The sequence below is a fragment of the Spiroplasma endosymbiont of Nomada rufipes genome, assembly GCF_964277355.1.
In the GTDB taxonomy this organism is placed as follows: Bacteria; Bacillota_I; Bacilli_A; order Mycoplasmatales; family VBWQ01; genus Spiroplasma_E.
This window is the reverse complement of the sequence record NZ_OZ195517.1, coordinates 372,902-390,623: the sequence shown is the minus strand read 5'-3', so window position 1 is coordinate 390,623 and position 17,722 is coordinate 372,902. Positions and strand designations below refer to the sequence as shown.

Genomic DNA, 17,722 nt, shown 5'->3' with positions numbered 1-17,722 from the left:
TTAAAGTTTTCTTTAATAAGTTTTATTTTATTTTTATTTATTTTTTAAATTTAAGTTTTGATTTATAATAACTGGATAATTGTATTTATTTGATAACATTTAAAATTAACCATTTTTGTATACATATCAATGTTATAAGTTCTATCACCAATCATATGCTTTAAAATTTGTTTAATATTAGTTTCAGTAAAGCAACCAATATTTTCAACTAATGCTTGGTTTAATACACCATCTTTTGCATTAATAAAATAACCAACTTTTAATTTTTTATATTGTAAAGTTAATGATTGTAAAAAATCAATTAATTCATAATATTGACCTTTGGCAAATAAATTTATTGCATTTTGATAGTGTAATTTAGCAATTTGATTTTTTCTTCTTCCTGCCATTATACCAAGAAATAAAACATGAAAAGCATGAAATTTATCTAAAATAAATTTAGCATTTAAAATTGTAGCAGTTTTTCTAATTCATTTTGCACTATCTCCACAAACTATTAAATTTGCTTGGTCAAAGTTTTCAAAAAATAAATTACCATATTTTTCTATTAATTTTGCGGTTTTTTCAGCACCAATTTCTGTTTTTGAAACTCTTATTTTACATACAGCTCTTTTATTAATTAATTTTCCATTTTTCTTTTTACCAGTACACATTACTATTAATCTCATCGAACATTTTTTACAATTTTTAGTATTGTGTTTTTCATTAAACTTAAATTTTCGATGACCATCATCAATATTTACATATAAATTTTGATTTGTTTGTAATGGTATTTTGGGAATATTTGCTTTTGGTAATTCAAATTTTTGATATGTTCTACAAACTGTACTATTACTTATTAAATCTTCAATAAAAGTATCACAAACATCACGATACTTTTTACCATCAGCAAAATATTTTAAAATTTGTTTAATAACGTTAGGTGCAAGTTTACTATATTTTTTAACACCAAGATAATTATCTAATAATGATACGTACTCCATTTTTTGTGTTTTTGTGTTATAATGTGTACAAATACGTCGTTTATAAGTTAATAAACCTTTTTTTGCTTTTAATTTTCGTTGTCTAAATCTATATGATTTATATTCAGATTTATCACATATACTTCATAAATAATCATCTATTTTTGCAAATAATTCTTCTGTTTGTTTTAAACTTAATTCATCTTGATTAAAATCATGTTTGTCTCAATCAAAATGATTTGCGAATGGTAATATAAACATTTTTAATGTTCCTTTCTAATTTTTGTTTGTTAATAATTTAAGTTTAATTTTTTTTAAAAAATAAGGAGTAAATATGGCTTTTATTAGTAGTTATGGACAATTAAATAAAAAATATAATCTTAATTTTAGTGATAATAATTATGGTTTTAGTTGAGATATTTTTAAAGAATTTGTTGGTGATGAATGAGCAGAATATTTTACTACTAATTGTTTTTATCGTTTTGTTCCAACAGCACGTGGAACAAGAAAAACTTGAAACTGTTTAGCATTTGATTTATTTATATGTTGTAATTTTAGAGATAGTAGTGTTCAAGAAGTAAGAAGATATGAAAATACTCATAGTGAAACTACAATTGGTGCTTTAATGAATGTTTGTCAAGTTTTATTAGATACATATAATATTAATTTATTACCTAATAATCCACATGGCATTAAATGAAAAATTACTAAGGATGGGGGGATGTATTATTTTTCCAAGTAATCAACAAATTGACTTTATTGGTTATGCTAATGGTAATAAGATTTTTGGAAAAGAAGCAGGTGGATCAAGTTTTTTAGGTTCAAGAACAGATGAAATTATTATGGCAGAAGAAAAAGAAACATTAACTGAAAAACAATTAACATATCGATATGAACGTTTACAAAAATCTATGTTTAGAAGTAATCGTATTAAAGTATCAAATAAACCTATTAAAGAGTGAAGTTGAACATTTATTGATAAAAATATATATAGTTCTACCTTTGGACAAAAGATTACTCGTTATTTTTATAAAAGTTTTTTCATTACTTTTACATGTAATCCTTATGATAAATATCATCCATTTTATTTAAAATACTGTACACCATTTTTACCATTAAATGATGAAGTCATGAAAAATCTTAAAAAAGTTGGTAAAGTTTATTATGAAAATAAAGATATGTTTAGTGGTTTAGGTTTATTTGTTTTAAGATTTACTATTCAACCATTTTGCTAAATTGTAAAGGTAAGTGCAACTAAATTATTTTTCTATCCAAATATTCGATTGGTGAAAGATAATTTAATATTTTTCTCGGTCTTTGATTTAAAGACAATATAAATTTATGAACTTCATTTTTATTAGTTTTTGAAAAAATAAATTTTTTAGGAAATTTTTCTCTAATTAAACCATTAGTATTTTCATTAGTACCTCTTTGTCAAGGTGAATATGGATTGGCAAAATAAATTTTTACATCTAAATTTTTTTCAAGTTGTTGTCAATTTGAAAATTCTTTGCCACGATCAAAAGTAATAGTTTTAACAATGTTTTTAGGAAGAATTGATAAATAATAACTGACATTTTTATTAATAACTTTAGTAGTTCTGTTTTTAACTAATATTGCTAAAGTAAATCGTGATACTCTTTCAATTAAAGTTATTAAACATGATTTGCTTTTACCTCGTGATGATACTATAGTATCTCCTTCTCAATGACCAAGTGTTATACGATCATTAACATTTATATCTCGTTCTTTAATTGATTTACCATTAAACTTGCCACGATTCTCTTGAGATTTTCGTTTTTTACCTTTTCTTCTTAAATTTTTACTAGTAACTTTATCAAGCATTCCAAAATAAATTCAAGTATAAATTGTTTTAAAACTAATAACTCATTGTTTATGAAAATTTTTAATTCTGCCATAAATTTGTTCAGGTGATCAACCTAATAGTAATTTTTGTTGTACATATTTTACTAAATTCTTATTTTTAAACTTATGAAAACTAATATGTGATTGTTTTCGATTTTCAGCTTTATTTTGTGCAATTAATGAAAAATAATGATTATTATCTTTATTTCTATTAATTTCTCGAATAATAGTACTAATACTTCGATTAATATTTTTAGCTATTTCACTAATTTTAAATTTAAATTTCAATTGATTCTCAATATAAATCCTTTCATCATATGCCAAGATGTTTATAACTCATATAAAAACTCCTTACTTTTTTCTAAACTAAATTTAGCATTATGAAATTTTTATATGAGAATTTTTTGCAATTTTATTTACTTACACTTACAAGTATAATTCAGCATAATTTGTTTTCAAAAATTAATCGCATTATTGGGAAGTTTTAATTCAGGAAAAAAGTAATCAAAATTAATTCGTGCTTGTTCTTGTTTAAATTTTATAATTTCAAAATATTGTTCTGGAAATGATTCTTTAACTATATTTTTTAATTCAATAATTAAGTTATGTTCTTCATTAAAAATTTGCTTTTCTTTTTCAATTCATTGTCATGAATTTTTTAAACTTTCTAATAAAAATTAATCAAATACTAAAAACTTTTTATTATTATAAAGAAAAACTAACTCTTGATAAAAATGATGAACAATATTTAAAAAGCAAAATAACGAATCTGCTTTAATTAAACTATTAAAAAATATAGTAAGGTCATCACTATTAATTGTTTTTATTAATTGTTTGCAATATTTTTTTTCTATTTTTGCACTTGTAATCTTAGAAGTTATTTCTTTTCTAAAATCCTTAATATTTTTTTGCTTTTTATTATCAGAACCTATTTCTTGACTTTCTGTAGGCACTTTTTTACATCCTTTCAAATAAAAAACCCATTTATTTTATTAAAAATAAAAAAATGGGCTTGAAAAACATATTTTTTTAAATTTTTTATTTTAAATTTTCATTAAAATAAGCAAAGGAACAATTCTAAAATAAATTAATTATAATTTATTTGAAAAAGTTAATTAACAATTTCTAAAATCTCTTGTTAATTAACTATAATAATGCATATAGTCTATCTCAAATATTAGAGATAACTATTGCTAAATAATATCATGTATAAAATGTATTGCAAATAATATACAAAAATCATACTTTATATTACATTAATTTTACTAATTAAAATGATAAATAAAATCAGATTCAATTAACTTTAACACTTTTATTATGAAATAAATTTTATTTTGTAAATAAAATATTTTATAATAAAAATACTATTTATATATAGAATAGGGGTTACATAAATCCACTATTATAAATAGTACTACTTAAAAGGGGAGGAAATTATGAGCAAATTATTAACATCAACACCAAAAAAAGATGGTTTTTTTGCCCCAATTGAATCAATAGAACATAAAGGCACATGAATGATTTGACCGCTTATGAAAGATAATTGACAAAAAGAATGTCAACCAGCACGAACTGTTTTTGCAAAAATAGCCAACTCAATCAATAAACATGAACCAGTAAAAATTTTTATTAATAAAAGTAATTGAAATGAAGCTCGCAAACTATTAGATCCAACTATCAAATTAATCGATATTAAATATCAAGATAGTTGAGCGCGTGATATGGGACCAATTTATTTAATAAATAAAAAATGACAACGAAGAGCTGTTCATTTTCACTTCACTGCATGAGGCATGAAAAATGAACCAAATATTAATCCACCCAGTTGAAATTGAAATTATGAAATTGATAATAAAGTTGGAATTGAAATGACTAAAAATAGTAACATTGATTATTATCAAGCACCAATTGTATTAGAAGGCGGAAGCATTCATCAAGATGGTGAAGGAACAATTTATACTACAGAATAATGTTTATTAAACCCTAATCGAAATCCTGATTTAACAAAAGAAGAGATTGAAGAACATTTAAAACAATATTTAAATGCACAAAAAATAATATGAATTCCTCGTGGTGTTTATAATGATGAAACAAGTGGTCATGTTGATAATCTACTACATATCATTACACCTGGTCATGTTGTTTTAACATGAACTGATGATAAAAATGATCCTCAATATGAACGTAGTTTAGAAGCTTTAATGTTTCTTAAAAATAGCACAGATGCTAAAGGACGAAAAATAAAAGTAACTAAATTACATCAACCAGCACCATTATTTATAACTAAGTCAGAGGCAGAAAATCATGAAAAAAGTCCTCGTTTTGCTAATCGTACCGAAGGATTTCGTATGCCAGCTAGTTATGTTAATTTCTATATTACAAATAAAACAATCATTATTCCCGTTTTTAATGACCCAATATGGGATAAAACGCAATTAATGTTTTGCAAAATTGTTTTCCTAATCATAAAATTAATTCATTTTATACACGTGAAGTACTATTAGGTGGTGGCAATATTCACTGTATAACACAACAAGATAAGCAAATTAAAACAATAAATCCCTTCTAATTTAGAAGGTATTTATATTCTAAAATTAATGTAAGAACAATTTAAAAAATAAATAATTTTATTTCTTTATTATTAGAAAGAAATAAAAAAGCTATTTGTTCAAGATTAACTTAATTCATTTTTAAATTCATAAATATGAATATCAGTTTTATCAACAACAAAACCAATAACATACGAAATACCACAAAGAAAATCAATAATTCTTCTTCGATCATTTTCAACAGTTGTTGTTAAATTAACTTTAATTGGTTTTTGTAAAATCATAGCATTAGCAACTGATTCAATTTCTTGATAATTTTTAGGAGCAAATTCTTGTATTTGTTCTTGAAAACTGGTTTTATAATTACTATTTTCATCATTGTCTTTATATTTTTTACTTCTTCATCCCATAATTAATTAAACTCCCTTTCGTCTTCGTAAAAATGATGGTAAATCATCATCTGCTTCCATTGCTGCTTCTTGGACTAAATTTTGTTGTTCTTCTTCTTTTTTCTTTGTTTGTTCTTTAATTTCTTCACTTAAATATTGAGTCTTATTGGTAATAAATTCATGATTATCAACTTTTGAACTATAAACAAAATTATTATCATTAGCACCTTCTTCATCAAAACCAGTGGCAATAACTGTTACAATCATTTCATCATTTAAATTTTCATTAACAGCAACACCAAAAATGATATTAACATCATTACCCGCAGCATCACGAACTAAATCAACAGCAATATTAGCATCAGTTAATGTCATTGTTGTTCCACCAGTAACATTAACAATAGCATTTTTAGCACCCTTAATTGTCACATCATCAAGTAAAGGAGAAGAAATAGCTTTTGTTGCGGCTTGTTTAGCTTTATGTTCACCCTTTGACATTCCAATACCAAATAAAGCATTACCTTTATTTTCAATAATAGTACGAACATCAGCAAAATCTAAATTTATTAAAGCAGGAACAGCAATTAAGTCAGTAATAGTCTGTACACCTTGACGTAAAATATTATCTGCTTCTTTAAACGAATCTTTAAGAGGGATATTACCAATTACTTGTAATAATTTATCATTAGAAATAATAATAATAGCATCAACTTGTTTCTTTAAATTTTCAATTCCAACTATAGCATGAGCATTACGATTACGTCCTTCAAATTTAAATGGTTTAGTAACAATAGCAATTGTTAAAGCACCACATTCTTTAGCAATTCTTGCAACAATTGATGCAGCACCAGTACCAGTACCACCACCCATACCAGCAGCAATAAAAACCATATCTGCACCATCTAAAGCGCGTTTAATCTCTGCTTCACTTTCAATTGCGGCTTGTTTACCAATTTCGGGATTAGCTCCTGCTCCAAGTCCCTTTGATAATTCTTTGCCCAAAATAATTTTATTTTCAGCTGGTGATGCATTAACTACTTGTGCATCAGTATTAGCAACATAAAAATCAACACCTTGTACCTCTGCTTCAATCATTCTATTAACAGCATTATTACCAGCACCACCAATACCAATTACCCGAATTGATGCTATTGGTTTAAATTGTGAATTATTATGTTCCATTTTATTTTCCTCCTGAGTAATCAAATTGTCTTCTTCTATTTACTACCATCATTATACTGATAATTTGGTTGAAAGGGGGAATTATAATGCTTATTATCATGATTATTAGAATGCGTATAATGATTTAATTTTGATACAATTTCTGGTTTATGTATTGATGAAATATAATTATTACTAAAAACATTTACTAAATGTTGGTAGTGAGTATTACCGATTAAAGTAGTTCACTGATAACTATATGCACCAGGAGTTTGGCTGAGCATATATTTTACTTCTTTTAGTTTGCTATTATTTTTAAAATAGTTGGCAAAACCACATAAACCAATAGTAATTCCCGTAAAAATAATTTCCATATCTGAACTATTATTATCACTAACTTCATCAAGAAAATATTCAATACAAGAAATAATTTCATTAATTTGTTTTTTAACTGTTGCTTGTAAATCAGTTTTTGTTAAACGAACAATAGATTTTGTTTGATCATCAACATACTTATCAACAACAACATCGCATAAATAATTACTACTTATATTAATAATTTTTTGTAAATATCTTTCAGCTTTATCATAACCACAATGCATTTGCTTCATTAATGATTGAATTATTTGATTTCAACCAATTTTAATATTAGTTGTTGCAAATAATACTGAATTACTAAAAACACTAATCTTAGTACTATTAATATTTCAATCAACTAAAACTGTATTACGATTAAAATCAGTATTTTTAATATTACATACTAATGCAAATTGATCTAAAGTAACAGTTAACAATTCTGTTTCGGCATTAGTTAATACTTCGAGGTGAGAATTATATAAACTTTTAGGTAATGAATAAACTAAAGCATCAACATGCATAACTTGTCCTTTTTTAGCAATTGGTAATTGTTCATTACCAATTGCATGATCAACTTTAAAATTGTATGGTTTAGTTAAACAAATAATTTCACTATTATCAATAGTAATGTTTTTAGCCATTTCAATCACTTTACTACAATCTTCATCAGTGATAATGTGATTAGCATCTTTAAAATCAAGTGATGCTTGTGATTGATAAATTTTTAAATTATTTGAAGGTAAAGTTAAGGCAATACGTTGTACTTTTATATTTAAAGTATTATTAATTTTATTAATAATTTGCCTTAATAACTTACCTGTAGCAATTGAATTAATAATTACACCATTTTCAGAAAACTGTTCAGTATCGACAGTTTCTTTATATAAAACCTGAATTTGATTATTAACATAATTATTAACCATAACTTTTAAACTAAAATCTTCAATTTGACATACAACATATAGTTCTTGAAAATTCATATTGCTCACCTCCAAACATTTTTATGAATCAATATAAGTAATAACTCTTAGTTTTGCACTTCGTGCTCTTGGATTTTTATTTATTTCATCAGGCTTTGGTGTAATTGGTTTTTTAATTATTAACTGATATTTTTTTTTTCAATTATTATGAACTGGTAATTTAGCATATAATTGTGCTTGTGGATCAATTAAAACTTCATTAAAAGTTTGTTTAACAATACGATCTTCTAAAGAATGAAAACTAATAACAACAATTCTACCATTAGATTTTAATAATTTTAAAGATTGTTTTAAAGAAGATTTTAATGTTTCTAACTCATTGTTAACAGCAATTCTTAATGCTTGAAAAGTCTTTTTGGCAGGATGATGATGCTTATTTAATACTCTTACTGGTAATGATTTTTTAATAATCGTAACCAATTGTAAAGTGGTATCAATTGGTTGAAAAGTTCTTGTTTTAATAATATTTTTAGCAATACTACTAGCAAATACTTCTTCACCATAATTTTTAATAATTGTTTTTAATTGCTCATAATTATAATTATTAACAATATCTCACGCATTTAATTTTTGACTTTTATCCATACGCATATCTAACTTAGCATCTTTCATATAACTAAATCCTCTAATATCTTCATCAACTTGTGGTGATGATATACCTAAATCATATAATATACCATCAACTTTAGTAATATTTCTTTTTAAAAGCTCAGATTGAATATTTGCAAAATTACTTTTAATTATTTCATATTTATCTTTAAAATCTTTTAAAATAATTTTACTATTATCAATGGCCATTTGATCTTGATCAAAAGCATATAGTTTGCCATAGGTAAGTTTTGATAGTATAACTTTACTATGACCTGCTCGTCCTAATGTACAATCGACATAAATACCATCAGGTTTAATATTTAAGAAATCAATTGCTTCTGTTAACATTACAGAAATGTGTCTTGCATTGATATTATTCATAATTTTTATATCTCATCTAGAGCTGCTGCCGCTGACTCAAATTTATCCTTGGTATCTTGATTAAAACTATTTCAATTAGTTTCTGATCAAATCTCAATTTTATTGGATAGTCCAATCATAATTACTTTTTGTTTAATATCAGCTAGTGTCAATAATGAATGTGGAATATTAATGCGACCTTTACTATCAATAGTTAATTCTTCTGAATTAGCAAATACTTGTCTTGCTAAAATTCTAGCTTCTTTCTGACCTTCGGATTGTGATAAGATTTTATCTTGTCATTTAATAAATTCAATTTCGTTACGAATAACTAAACAGCCTTCAAAACCTTTAGAAACAATAACAATCTCATTGTTATGAAAATAACTTCTAAACTTAGAAGGAATTATCATTCGTTTCTTTTCATCTAATGTTGACAATGATTGTCCTAGTAGCATAATATCACCCACAATTTCCCACTATTACCCATATTATATAACCTTTGGCATATAATTGCAATTGATTACTTTAAATGTATGACTAGTCAGTAAAATAAAAGAGCATACAATAATAAAAATAAAAACTCATTTACTTTAAAAAAATAAAGAAATGAGTTAAAACTTTTTAAACTTACCGTTTGTCAATATTATATGCTTTTATAAAAAACAAATATAATATTTTATTATACTATTCTAAGTTTTATTATAGTTAATTACTTAGAAATTAAATACTTTTGATAAAATTAAATAGTGTTATTAATAAAAAAGTTTTTAAATTTAGGTAATTTATTAGAATTAGAAATTGCTGAACCAACAGCAAAATGAGTGTGATCTAGTACATTGGATACATCTCACTTTGCAAGATCTTGATCAAATAATACTGAGCCAGCAAACATACCAGTCATAATTCTTACATTAGATACATCTCAAGTTGATAAATCTTGATTAAATTGTGAAGCACCCAAAAACATAAAATTTAAAGATGTTACTTATGATGGTAATTTATCAGGTACTTCTTTAATTTTTTTTGGCATTCTAACAACTTGAATTTCACCTTGTTTGTTTTTATAAAAACCAATTTGAGTAATTTTGGTAGTTTTTATATTTGATAAATCTCTTTTATTGGTTGTTTGTTCTTTTCCATCTTTATCAATGTAAATAGTATCTTGTTGTGTTTTATTATCTAAAAGTTCAATTTTTTGTGAAGTTTTATTTAAACCAGTATTTAAAGTTCCAATAGATGTCCCAAATATTAAAACACTTAGTTCAGTAATCAATGTTTTCATATTGAAAACCTCCCTTTTTATTTTATTCAATAACTTTTTATTAAATGCTGAATTATACTTGTAAGTGCAAGTAAATAAAATTACAAAAAATTCTCATATAAAAATTTCATAATGCTAAATTTAGTTTAGAAAAAAGTAAGGAGTTTTTATATGAGTTATAAACATCTTGGCATAGATGAAAGGATTTATATTGAGAATCAATTGAAATTTAAATTTAAAATTAGTGAAATAGCTAAAAATCTTAATCAAAGTATTAGTACTATTATTCGAGAAATTAATAGAAATAAAGATAATAATCATTATTTTTCATTAATTGCACAAAATAAAGCTGAAAATCGAAAACAATCACATATTAGTTTTCATAAATTTAAAAATAAGAATTTAGTAAAATATGTACAACAAAAATTACTATTAGGTTGATCACCTGAACAAATTTATGGCAGAATTAAAAATTTTCATAAAGAGTGAGTTATTAGTTTTAAAACAATTTATACTTGAATTTATTTTGGAATGCTTGATAAAGTTACTAGTAAAAATTTAAGAAGAAAATGTAAAAAACGAAAATCTCAAGAGAATCGTGGCAAGTTTAATGGTAAATCAATTAAAGAACGAGATATAAATGTTAATGATCGTATAACACTTGGTCATTGAGAAGGAGATACTATAGTATCATCACGAGGTAAAAGCAAATCATGTTTAATAACTTTAGTTGAAAGAGTATCACGATTTACTTTAGCAATATTAGTTAAAAACAGAACTACTAAAGTTATTAATAAAAATGTCAGTTATTATTTATCAATTCTTCCTAAAAACATTGTTAAAACTATTACTTTTGATCGTGGCAAAGAATTTTCAAATTGACAACAACTTGAAAAAAATTTAGATGTAAAAATTTATTTTGCCAATCCATATTCACCTTGACAAAGAGGTACTAATGAAAATACTAATGGTTTAATTAGAGAAAAATTTCCTAAAAAATTTATTTTTTCAAAAACTAATAAAAATGAAGTTCATAAATTTATATTGTCTTTAAATCAAAGACCGAGAAAAATATTAAATTATCTTTCACCAATCGAATATTTGGATAGAAAAATAATTTAGTTGCACTTACCTTTACAATTTAGCAAATCTATAAGTTATTTATATCTTAGAATGCTTTTTAAGATAATGCAATAACAAATATTTATACTCCCACAAAACACTACTTTTAGCATAAAGTTAACAAATCAAACAATAAAAAACACTAGCAACAATAAAGATGCTAGTGTTTTTTATTATTAAATTTTAAAAATTTATTTAAATAAATTTAACAAAAAACTATTACTAATTAGCAACAAAAACTGAATTAACAGAGTTTAATTAAGATGAATCATTATCAATATTTGTTTCATTACATCTTGTCTTAAATTCTTCATCATTAATTAATAAAGTACCATTTTCTTCATTATCCAATATGCTCTGATTTTCATTATTAGTTTCAAAATCAATAGGATTTCAAAATTTATTTATTAATCAATTAGTAGTTCCAGAAACTCCATCAAGTGTAGCAAAAATTGGAGCAATAATTTTTGAATCAAGACCAGGTGTTCAAAATAATGATCCTCCTCCAATAATTGCAGCAAAAGGACATAATAAATTAAAACCATCTTCAATTGACTTTAATATTTTATTAGTTGCTGAATCTTTATTAGTAAAATAAATACGTGTAAGTGTTGTTGTTCCAGCCAAAACACCAGAAATAGCAGATATTTCAAAACTAATAAATGGTAGTAAATTAGGAATTGTTAAATCTCAATTACTTGCTTTAGTAAATATTGTTTTAATAAAATTAACATCTAATGTTGTAACTATATATGAGGTATTTGTTAATATTTTTCAAACTTCTATTAATGTTGCTACTTTTTTACTATCTGGTAAAAATGTAAATGCTGTCCCAAAAACACCCCTATTTAAAGCATTTGCTAAATTTAATCATTGTGAAACTTGACGAGCATTATGTAATAATTTAGTAGTTGCACCAGCACTACCAGCACCAATAGCATTTAAAGCAATAGTAATAATTTTTTTATACTGTTCTTGATTATTTATCATTTAATTACTCTTCTTTCTAAGTTAAAATTTCTCTAATTAAACAGCAAAAAAAACCTGTTTAGGTAATAATACTAAACAGGCTTAATGATTTAAGCATATATTTCTTGTCTGTTCATATACATTATAAAATCAAAACATTTAAAAAACAATATTAAAAATAAAGAAAATAAAAATTATCTTAAGTAATGTAAATAATAATCTTTACTTAGATTATCAATAAAAAATTAAAAAAATGATTTTAAATAATATTTGTTTAAAATCATTTTTTATATTATTTTTTATTGTTTCTTCTTGAAACATTTATTTTATTTATTAAATTTTGGTCATTTACTAAGATCTGATGAAATGCCTGACTCAATAGCAAAATTATCATGGTTTTTTACTTTTTCAACATTTCATTGTGATAAATTTTGATTAAAAGAAGTTGCATATGCAAACATACCACTCATATCTGTGACATTAGATACATCTCAATTTGATAAATCCTGATTAAATGATGATGAACATTCAAATGATCCAGCAGCACTAAACATACTATTCATAGTTGTCACCTTCGACACATTTCAATTAGTAATATTAGCGTTAAATTCTCAAGTTTTACCAAACATAGCAGACATATCTGTTACATTAGATACATTTCATTTTGACAAATCCTGATTAAATGTGACTGCATAATAAAACATTTGTTTCATAGTTGTCACCTTCGACACATTTCAATTAGTAATATTACCATTAATACTGATGTGGCACTAAACAGACTGCTCATATCTGTGACATTAGATACATCTCAAGTTGACAAATCCTGATTAAATGATTTCGCACGAGTAAACATATAACTCAAAGATGTTATTTCTGATGGTATTTTGTCAGGTACTTTTTCAATTGTTTCTGGCATTCTAGCAACTTGAATTTCACCTTGTCGATTCTTATAAAAACCAATTTGAACAACCTCTTTACTTTCTATCTCTGACAAATCTTCTATATTAGTTTTTATTTCTTCTCCATTTTTATTTTTGTAAATTGTATCTTGTTGTGTTTTACTTTGAATGTAATTAGTTGTAATATTAGTTTTTTCTTCAATTGTATTTAAAATATTGATTAAATTTCCTGTGGTTGTTGCAAGTGTTAAAACACTTAATGTTGTTAATAATGATTTCATAATTAGTCCCATTTATTTTCCCCAATAACTTTTTCTTAAATCTATAAGTTATCTATATTTTAAATTGTTTAAAGAGAAATGCAATAACTGACTTGTATATTAATATACTTTTTAAATTAAAATATCTAATTATTGAAGAAAATTATTAAAAATTATTAAAAATTATTGACTAATATGAAATAATTTTATTTTAAAGATTTTACTTGTAAGAAAATTAGCATTTTTAAATGTAATATCATAACTTTTATTATCTAAATTATTTTTAATTTTATAACTTAAAACTGCACTAACACTACCATCATCATGTTTAAATGTATTCATTGCAATATAACTTAAAGTAAAATAACTATTATTGTTAATATCAAAATATTTACTATACATATCTTTATATAAATTTTCTTGGTCCTTTAACATATTATCAAGAATACCATTATGATGTGTTTTATCAACTATTATATTTAGTAAGGAATTTAAACTACTAGTAGGAGTATTTAATCAATTAGAAAAGTTTGCAAGAACACTATCTTGTTTAAAATTAGTTTCATCACCAAATTGAACACCTAATAATTGTAATATTTCTTTAGTTTTACTAATATTATCTGTTGTTGGGTGATTAATAATATATTTAAGATTATTTAAAGCATTAATAAAATCTTTACTACCGAAAGTTAAATCTAAATATTTTATTAAATCTTTTAAATCAATTAATGGATTTGTTGTTAAATATTTATTAGTAAACTCAAATATTTTATTAATTGTGTCATTAATTGGAACATTTTTAATTGCTGATTCTAAACTATTAACAACTTGTTGAGGAATATCACTAATAGCTGAAATAAAAGAAAATTTCTTTTGAATCTCAGGTAATGGTAATGTTCAATATGAATCAGTTCATGCAAAGGTAGCTTTCGCAATAATATCTTCACCAAAAGGTCCGGTCATTAAAGTGGTAACTAATTTAAGCATATTATCTTTTGAAGATATTAATTCTTGAAAAATAGTTAATACTTTTTTTAGTTGAACTGTATTATTTTTAAGTGGTGTTTTATCATCTCAAGTAATACTATCAATACCAAGAGTTGGATTAGTTAATTTTAATACTTCACTTTTAACCATTGGTATTATTGTTTTTATTAAATAAGGTCATGCCACTGGATTTGTTAAAATCTTATTAAGAGTTTCACTAAATGTAACATTAAAATTATCAGAATTAAAACCGATAGGTGCAGCACCTCATAAAGCATATTTAATATTATCGCTAATCGTTTCACCGATATATTTTCCTGATATTGACTTAAACATATAATTAAAATTAACACCAGTTATATATTCATAAAATTGATTTCAATTTCAATTTTTTGCTTCATCTTTAACATAGTATCACTTTTCATGACTTGGAATATTTCAAGCTTGAGCAAATGTCGCTTTCTTTGACATATAATCTTGCATTTTTTCAAAAGTAGTATTACCACTAAAATTATCTTCTTGATCTCAATCTGCTAATAATTCATCAATAGTATTAGTTATAATTGGAATATAATTAGTATAAGATAAGTAATCATTAATATTTGGTATTAAATTTTTAATATTTTTTAACATTCCATCAATCATATTAACAGTATCATCATTAGATAAAATAGAATTATTTAAATAATTTTTAAGCATTGGCAATATGTCACGATAACTATTATAACTATTAATATTATTAGTGACAGAATCAACTTTAGATTGATTAATACCATTACGTTGAAATAAACCCTGAATAGTATTAATACTATTACCATCTAAGTTACTAGTTCAATCATTAATAAAATCATTTCCAGTATTCTTACCTGTAAGATTATCAATTTGAATAGAAGGGGTTTGATTATACATATCATTTAATAAACTATTAGTATTAAAACCTTTATTTTTAGCAATTAATAACGATTTACCAACAATAGAGGTTTCATTAGCATACTTAGTTGCTGTTTTAGTATCAACATTGTTGTTGGCAAAATTATTAATACTAATATTGTTTGTATCAATTGTGAATGCTAAAAGCGACATGCTAGAACTTAATAAAAGGCTGGTAGTAAAAAATAAATTTAATTTTCGTCTCATATTTTACACTCCATTTATAATGATTTTCTTATTATTATAAACTATTACAAAATAATGTACAGTAAATTTTATTTTTAAAAAAAATATCTACTAATAAGTTAAATTAGTAGATATTTAATACATTTTAATTATGAATTTAATTAGATATTCCGTTTTTGTTAAGTTAGGACTAATAACTAGTAAATGAATATTTATAAATTTATGAGAAAGTATGTTTATTATTTTTTTTGTTGTAGAAACATTAGTTTTTGGTGTAGAAGCATTAGTTTGTGTTTTATTAAAAACATGTGTTGGTTTAACTGAATGATTATTCTCTTGAGTAAAATGAGAATTTTTTTTGTTGATGTAATTTATTATTACATTTATTAAACAAATGTTTAATCAAATGTAAGGGATTTACCATACAGTGATGATGGTGACATAAAATATCAACAATATTAGTTAATAAATAATTAACATTTTTATTAGCTTCCAAATTATGTTGGATAGGTTTTTCCAAAATACTATAAAAAGTAGGAATAATATTATTATAATTAGCGATATCTCTTTCCTGTAAATATGTTAACATTTCCAATACTTTTTTATTATTTACTAAATCATTATTACTTTTAAACTTTCTATTCTTGATAATGCTACTATGATAAGAATTTGGATCACATAAACGATATTTTATTTTCCTTGATGATTTTATTTTCTTTTTTCTTAATTTCAGAAAAAATATTATTATAAAACCAATTAAAAAAATAATACTCATGATAATAATTAAAATAACTATTAACTTCATATGTTACTCCCGCATTTTATTTTTAATTAATAAGTATTAATTTAACATTTTATTTTATAAAGCTAAAATAAAATACTTTTTATTAAAAATAATAACGTTTAGCAGAACCTATCTTTCTTTCAACTAAGCTAAATAAGATAAAGATAAAAATAAATCTTAAAATTTCAATACCAAGTAAAATAAATAATATAATTACTGAATGATTATTAAAATTAAGAATATTATTATCATATTCATCAGGTCTTGGTAGGTTAGGACTAAAATAAAGTACTACTAAAGTTAAAACAAAAGATAAAGTAGCAATAATCGCATTTAAGGGTACTATTACTAGACCAGCACTTACTTTTTTGATAGTATCTACTTTTAAATTTTTACTTTTATTACACAATTTAAAAAGATAGTAGTAAATAAAATAAAAAGAAACAATAAATAAAATATTAGCAATATTATCAAAGAAAATTTGAATTGGCGGATGATCACTATCTGCTAATAAATGTAATCAAGGTTCAATAATACCAATTGTTAATGTATAATATAAACCAATAATTGGTAAAGCAAAAGCAATAATTAATGAATCAAAAATTCTTAATGGTAAAATTATTCCCATAAACTGAATAGGTATTTCAATTAATGAAGAAGCAACAGCTAATCCCAATAAAATTCCTGTCAAAGTAATATTAAAAATTTGTTGTTTTGAATTAATCTTTATTTTTTTCTTTGTTTTTATATCTACTTTTTCTTTTTCTTGGTCAACACTTTTAACTATCATTATAACTTCTCCTTTTTAAAATAGGTATTTAATTAATTAAATACCTATTTATAAAAATTATAAATTACTTTTAATTAAAAAACAAGACATTTATTAAATTTTTATAAAAAGTGTTAATACTACTCTAATTTAGAAAATTAATTAACAATAAAAATATCATAATAATAATTTGATAGATAATTTTTATTAAAATAAAAATAACAAAAACTAAAAAAATAAATTATAATATTAATCATTAATTTAAATAGTGTTAAATCCTTATATAGATATTTTTTCTGTATTAGGATTTTATTAAATAAAATTGCTAAAAGAAAAG

General features: G+C 23.5%; 19 protein-coding genes and 1 pseudogene. 4 read left to right on the top strand and 16 right to left on the bottom strand.

Annotation, left to right across the window (positions count from 1 at the left end):
- Positions 1-62: 62 nt before the first annotated feature.
- Positions 63-1,223 carry an Mbov_0401 family ICE element transposase-like protein gene (locus tag ACICQF_RS02110; RefSeq protein WP_395473518.1) on the bottom strand — a complete coding sequence of 387 codons (1,161 nt, stop codon included), beginning with the start codon at positions 1,221-1,223 and terminating at the stop codon, positions 63-65.
- A 73-nt stretch (positions 1,224-1,296) separates the two neighbouring features.
- Between ACICQF_RS02110 and ACICQF_RS02105 the strand changes: the two genes are divergently transcribed.
- On the top strand, positions 1,297-1,704 hold the full coding sequence (locus ACICQF_RS02105; RefSeq protein ID WP_395473517.1) for a hypothetical protein: 408 nt from the start codon (positions 1,297-1,299) through the stop codon (positions 1,702-1,704).
- A complete protein-coding gene (locus tag ACICQF_RS02100; RefSeq protein WP_395473516.1) occupies positions 1,676-2,197 on the top strand; it encodes a hypothetical protein in 522 nt (173 codons plus the stop codon). Before ACICQF_RS02105 ends, ACICQF_RS02100 begins: the two co-directional genes overlap by 29 nt.
- 19 nt (positions 2,198-2,216) lie before the next feature.
- Here the strand turns inward: ACICQF_RS02100 and ACICQF_RS02095 are convergent, their stop codons facing one another.
- Together ACICQF_RS02095 and ACICQF_RS02090 are read right to left on the bottom strand one after the other, a co-directional pair.
- Positions 2,217-3,152, bottom strand: a complete 936-nt coding sequence (locus ACICQF_RS02095) for an IS30 family transposase (RefSeq protein ID WP_395473515.1) — start codon at positions 3,150-3,152, stop codon at positions 2,217-2,219.
- A 353-nt stretch (positions 3,153-3,505) separates the two neighbouring features.
- On the bottom strand, positions 3,506-3,781 hold the full coding sequence (locus ACICQF_RS02090) for a hypothetical protein (protein ID WP_395473514.1): 276 nt from the start codon (positions 3,779-3,781) through the stop codon (positions 3,506-3,508).
- A gap of 483 nt (positions 3,782-4,264) precedes the next feature.
- On the opposite strand from ACICQF_RS02090, the pseudogene aguA reads away from it, so the two are divergent.
- A pseudogene (gene aguA, locus ACICQF_RS02085) lies at positions 4,265-5,397 on the top strand (agmatine deiminase).
- A 105-nt stretch (positions 5,398-5,502) separates the two neighbouring features.
- Here the strand turns inward: aguA and sepF are convergent.
- The 7 genes from sepF to ACICQF_RS02050 form a co-directional block, all read right to left on the bottom strand.
- Positions 5,503-5,787: a cell division protein SepF gene (gene sepF / locus ACICQF_RS02080; protein ID WP_174480582.1), complete on the bottom strand. Its 285-nt coding sequence runs from the start codon at positions 5,785-5,787 to the stop codon at positions 5,503-5,505.
- Between the two features lie 6 nt (positions 5,788-5,793).
- The gene (ftsZ, locus tag ACICQF_RS02075; protein ID WP_395473513.1) at positions 5,794-6,948 is read right to left on the bottom strand and encodes a cell division protein FtsZ; all 1,155 of its coding nucleotides are present in this window, start codon (positions 6,946-6,948) and stop codon (positions 5,794-5,796) included.
- A 35-nt stretch (positions 6,949-6,983) separates the two neighbouring features.
- Entirely contained in the window at positions 6,984-8,264 is a 1,281-nt protein-coding gene (locus ACICQF_RS02070; RefSeq protein WP_286642492.1) for a hypothetical protein, read from the bottom strand.
- Positions 8,265-8,285: 21 nt separating this feature from the next.
- Positions 8,286-9,236, bottom strand: a complete 951-nt coding sequence (rsmH, locus tag ACICQF_RS02065; protein ID WP_395473512.1) for a 16S rRNA (cytosine(1402)-N(4))-methyltransferase RsmH — start codon at positions 9,234-9,236, stop codon at positions 8,286-8,288.
- 5 nt (positions 9,237-9,241) lie between these two features.
- Complete coding sequence (gene mraZ, locus ACICQF_RS02060) at positions 9,242-9,685, bottom strand: division/cell wall cluster transcriptional repressor MraZ (protein ID WP_281748124.1); 444 nt, start codon at positions 9,683-9,685, stop codon at positions 9,242-9,244.
- Between the two features lie 272 nt (positions 9,686-9,957).
- Positions 9,958-10,194 (bottom strand): BspA family leucine-rich repeat surface protein, encoded by a 237-nt coding sequence (locus tag ACICQF_RS02055; RefSeq protein ID WP_395473691.1) that lies wholly within the window; start codon positions 10,192-10,194, stop codon positions 9,958-9,960.
- A gap of 9 nt (positions 10,195-10,203) precedes the next feature.
- Positions 10,204-10,500, bottom strand: a complete 297-nt coding sequence (locus tag ACICQF_RS02050) for a hypothetical protein (protein WP_395473511.1) — start codon at positions 10,498-10,500, stop codon at positions 10,204-10,206.
- Positions 10,501-10,650: 150 nt separating this feature from the next.
- On the opposite strand from ACICQF_RS02050, the gene ACICQF_RS02045 reads away from it, so the two are divergent.
- Positions 10,651-11,601, top strand: a complete 951-nt coding sequence (locus ACICQF_RS02045) for an IS30 family transposase (protein WP_395473510.1) — start codon at positions 10,651-10,653, stop codon at positions 11,599-11,601.
- Between the two features lie 258 nt (positions 11,602-11,859).
- Here the strand turns inward: ACICQF_RS02045 and ACICQF_RS02040 are convergent, their stop codons facing one another.
- The 6 genes from ACICQF_RS02040 to ACICQF_RS02015 all read right to left on the bottom strand — a co-directional run bounded on the left by ACICQF_RS02040 (position 11,860) and on the right by ACICQF_RS02015 (position 17,406).
- Entirely contained in the window at positions 11,860-12,591 is a 732-nt protein-coding gene (locus tag ACICQF_RS02040) for a hypothetical protein (protein WP_395473509.1), read from the bottom strand.
- Positions 12,592-12,896: 305 nt separating this feature from the next.
- Complete coding sequence (locus ACICQF_RS02035) at positions 12,897-13,274, bottom strand: BspA family leucine-rich repeat surface protein (protein WP_395473690.1); 378 nt, start codon at positions 13,272-13,274, stop codon at positions 12,897-12,899.
- Positions 13,214-13,762 carry a BspA family leucine-rich repeat surface protein gene (locus tag ACICQF_RS02030; protein WP_395473508.1) on the bottom strand — a complete coding sequence of 183 codons (549 nt, stop codon included), beginning with the start codon at positions 13,760-13,762 and terminating at the stop codon, positions 13,214-13,216. The genes ACICQF_RS02035 and ACICQF_RS02030 overlap by 61 nt, the downstream gene beginning before the upstream one ends.
- Positions 13,763-13,912: 150 nt before the next feature.
- Complete coding sequence (locus ACICQF_RS02025; protein ID WP_395473507.1) at positions 13,913-15,853, bottom strand: hypothetical protein; 1,941 nt, start codon at positions 15,851-15,853, stop codon at positions 13,913-13,915.
- Positions 15,854-16,160: 307 nt separating this feature from the next.
- Entirely contained in the window at positions 16,161-16,637 is a 477-nt protein-coding gene (locus ACICQF_RS02020; RefSeq protein ID WP_395473506.1) for a hypothetical protein, read from the bottom strand.
- Between the two features lie 82 nt (positions 16,638-16,719).
- Positions 16,720-17,406, bottom strand: coding sequence for a hypothetical protein (locus tag ACICQF_RS02015; RefSeq protein ID WP_395473505.1), 687 nt, complete (start codon positions 17,404-17,406; stop codon positions 16,720-16,722).
- Positions 17,407-17,722 lie beyond the last annotated feature (316 nt).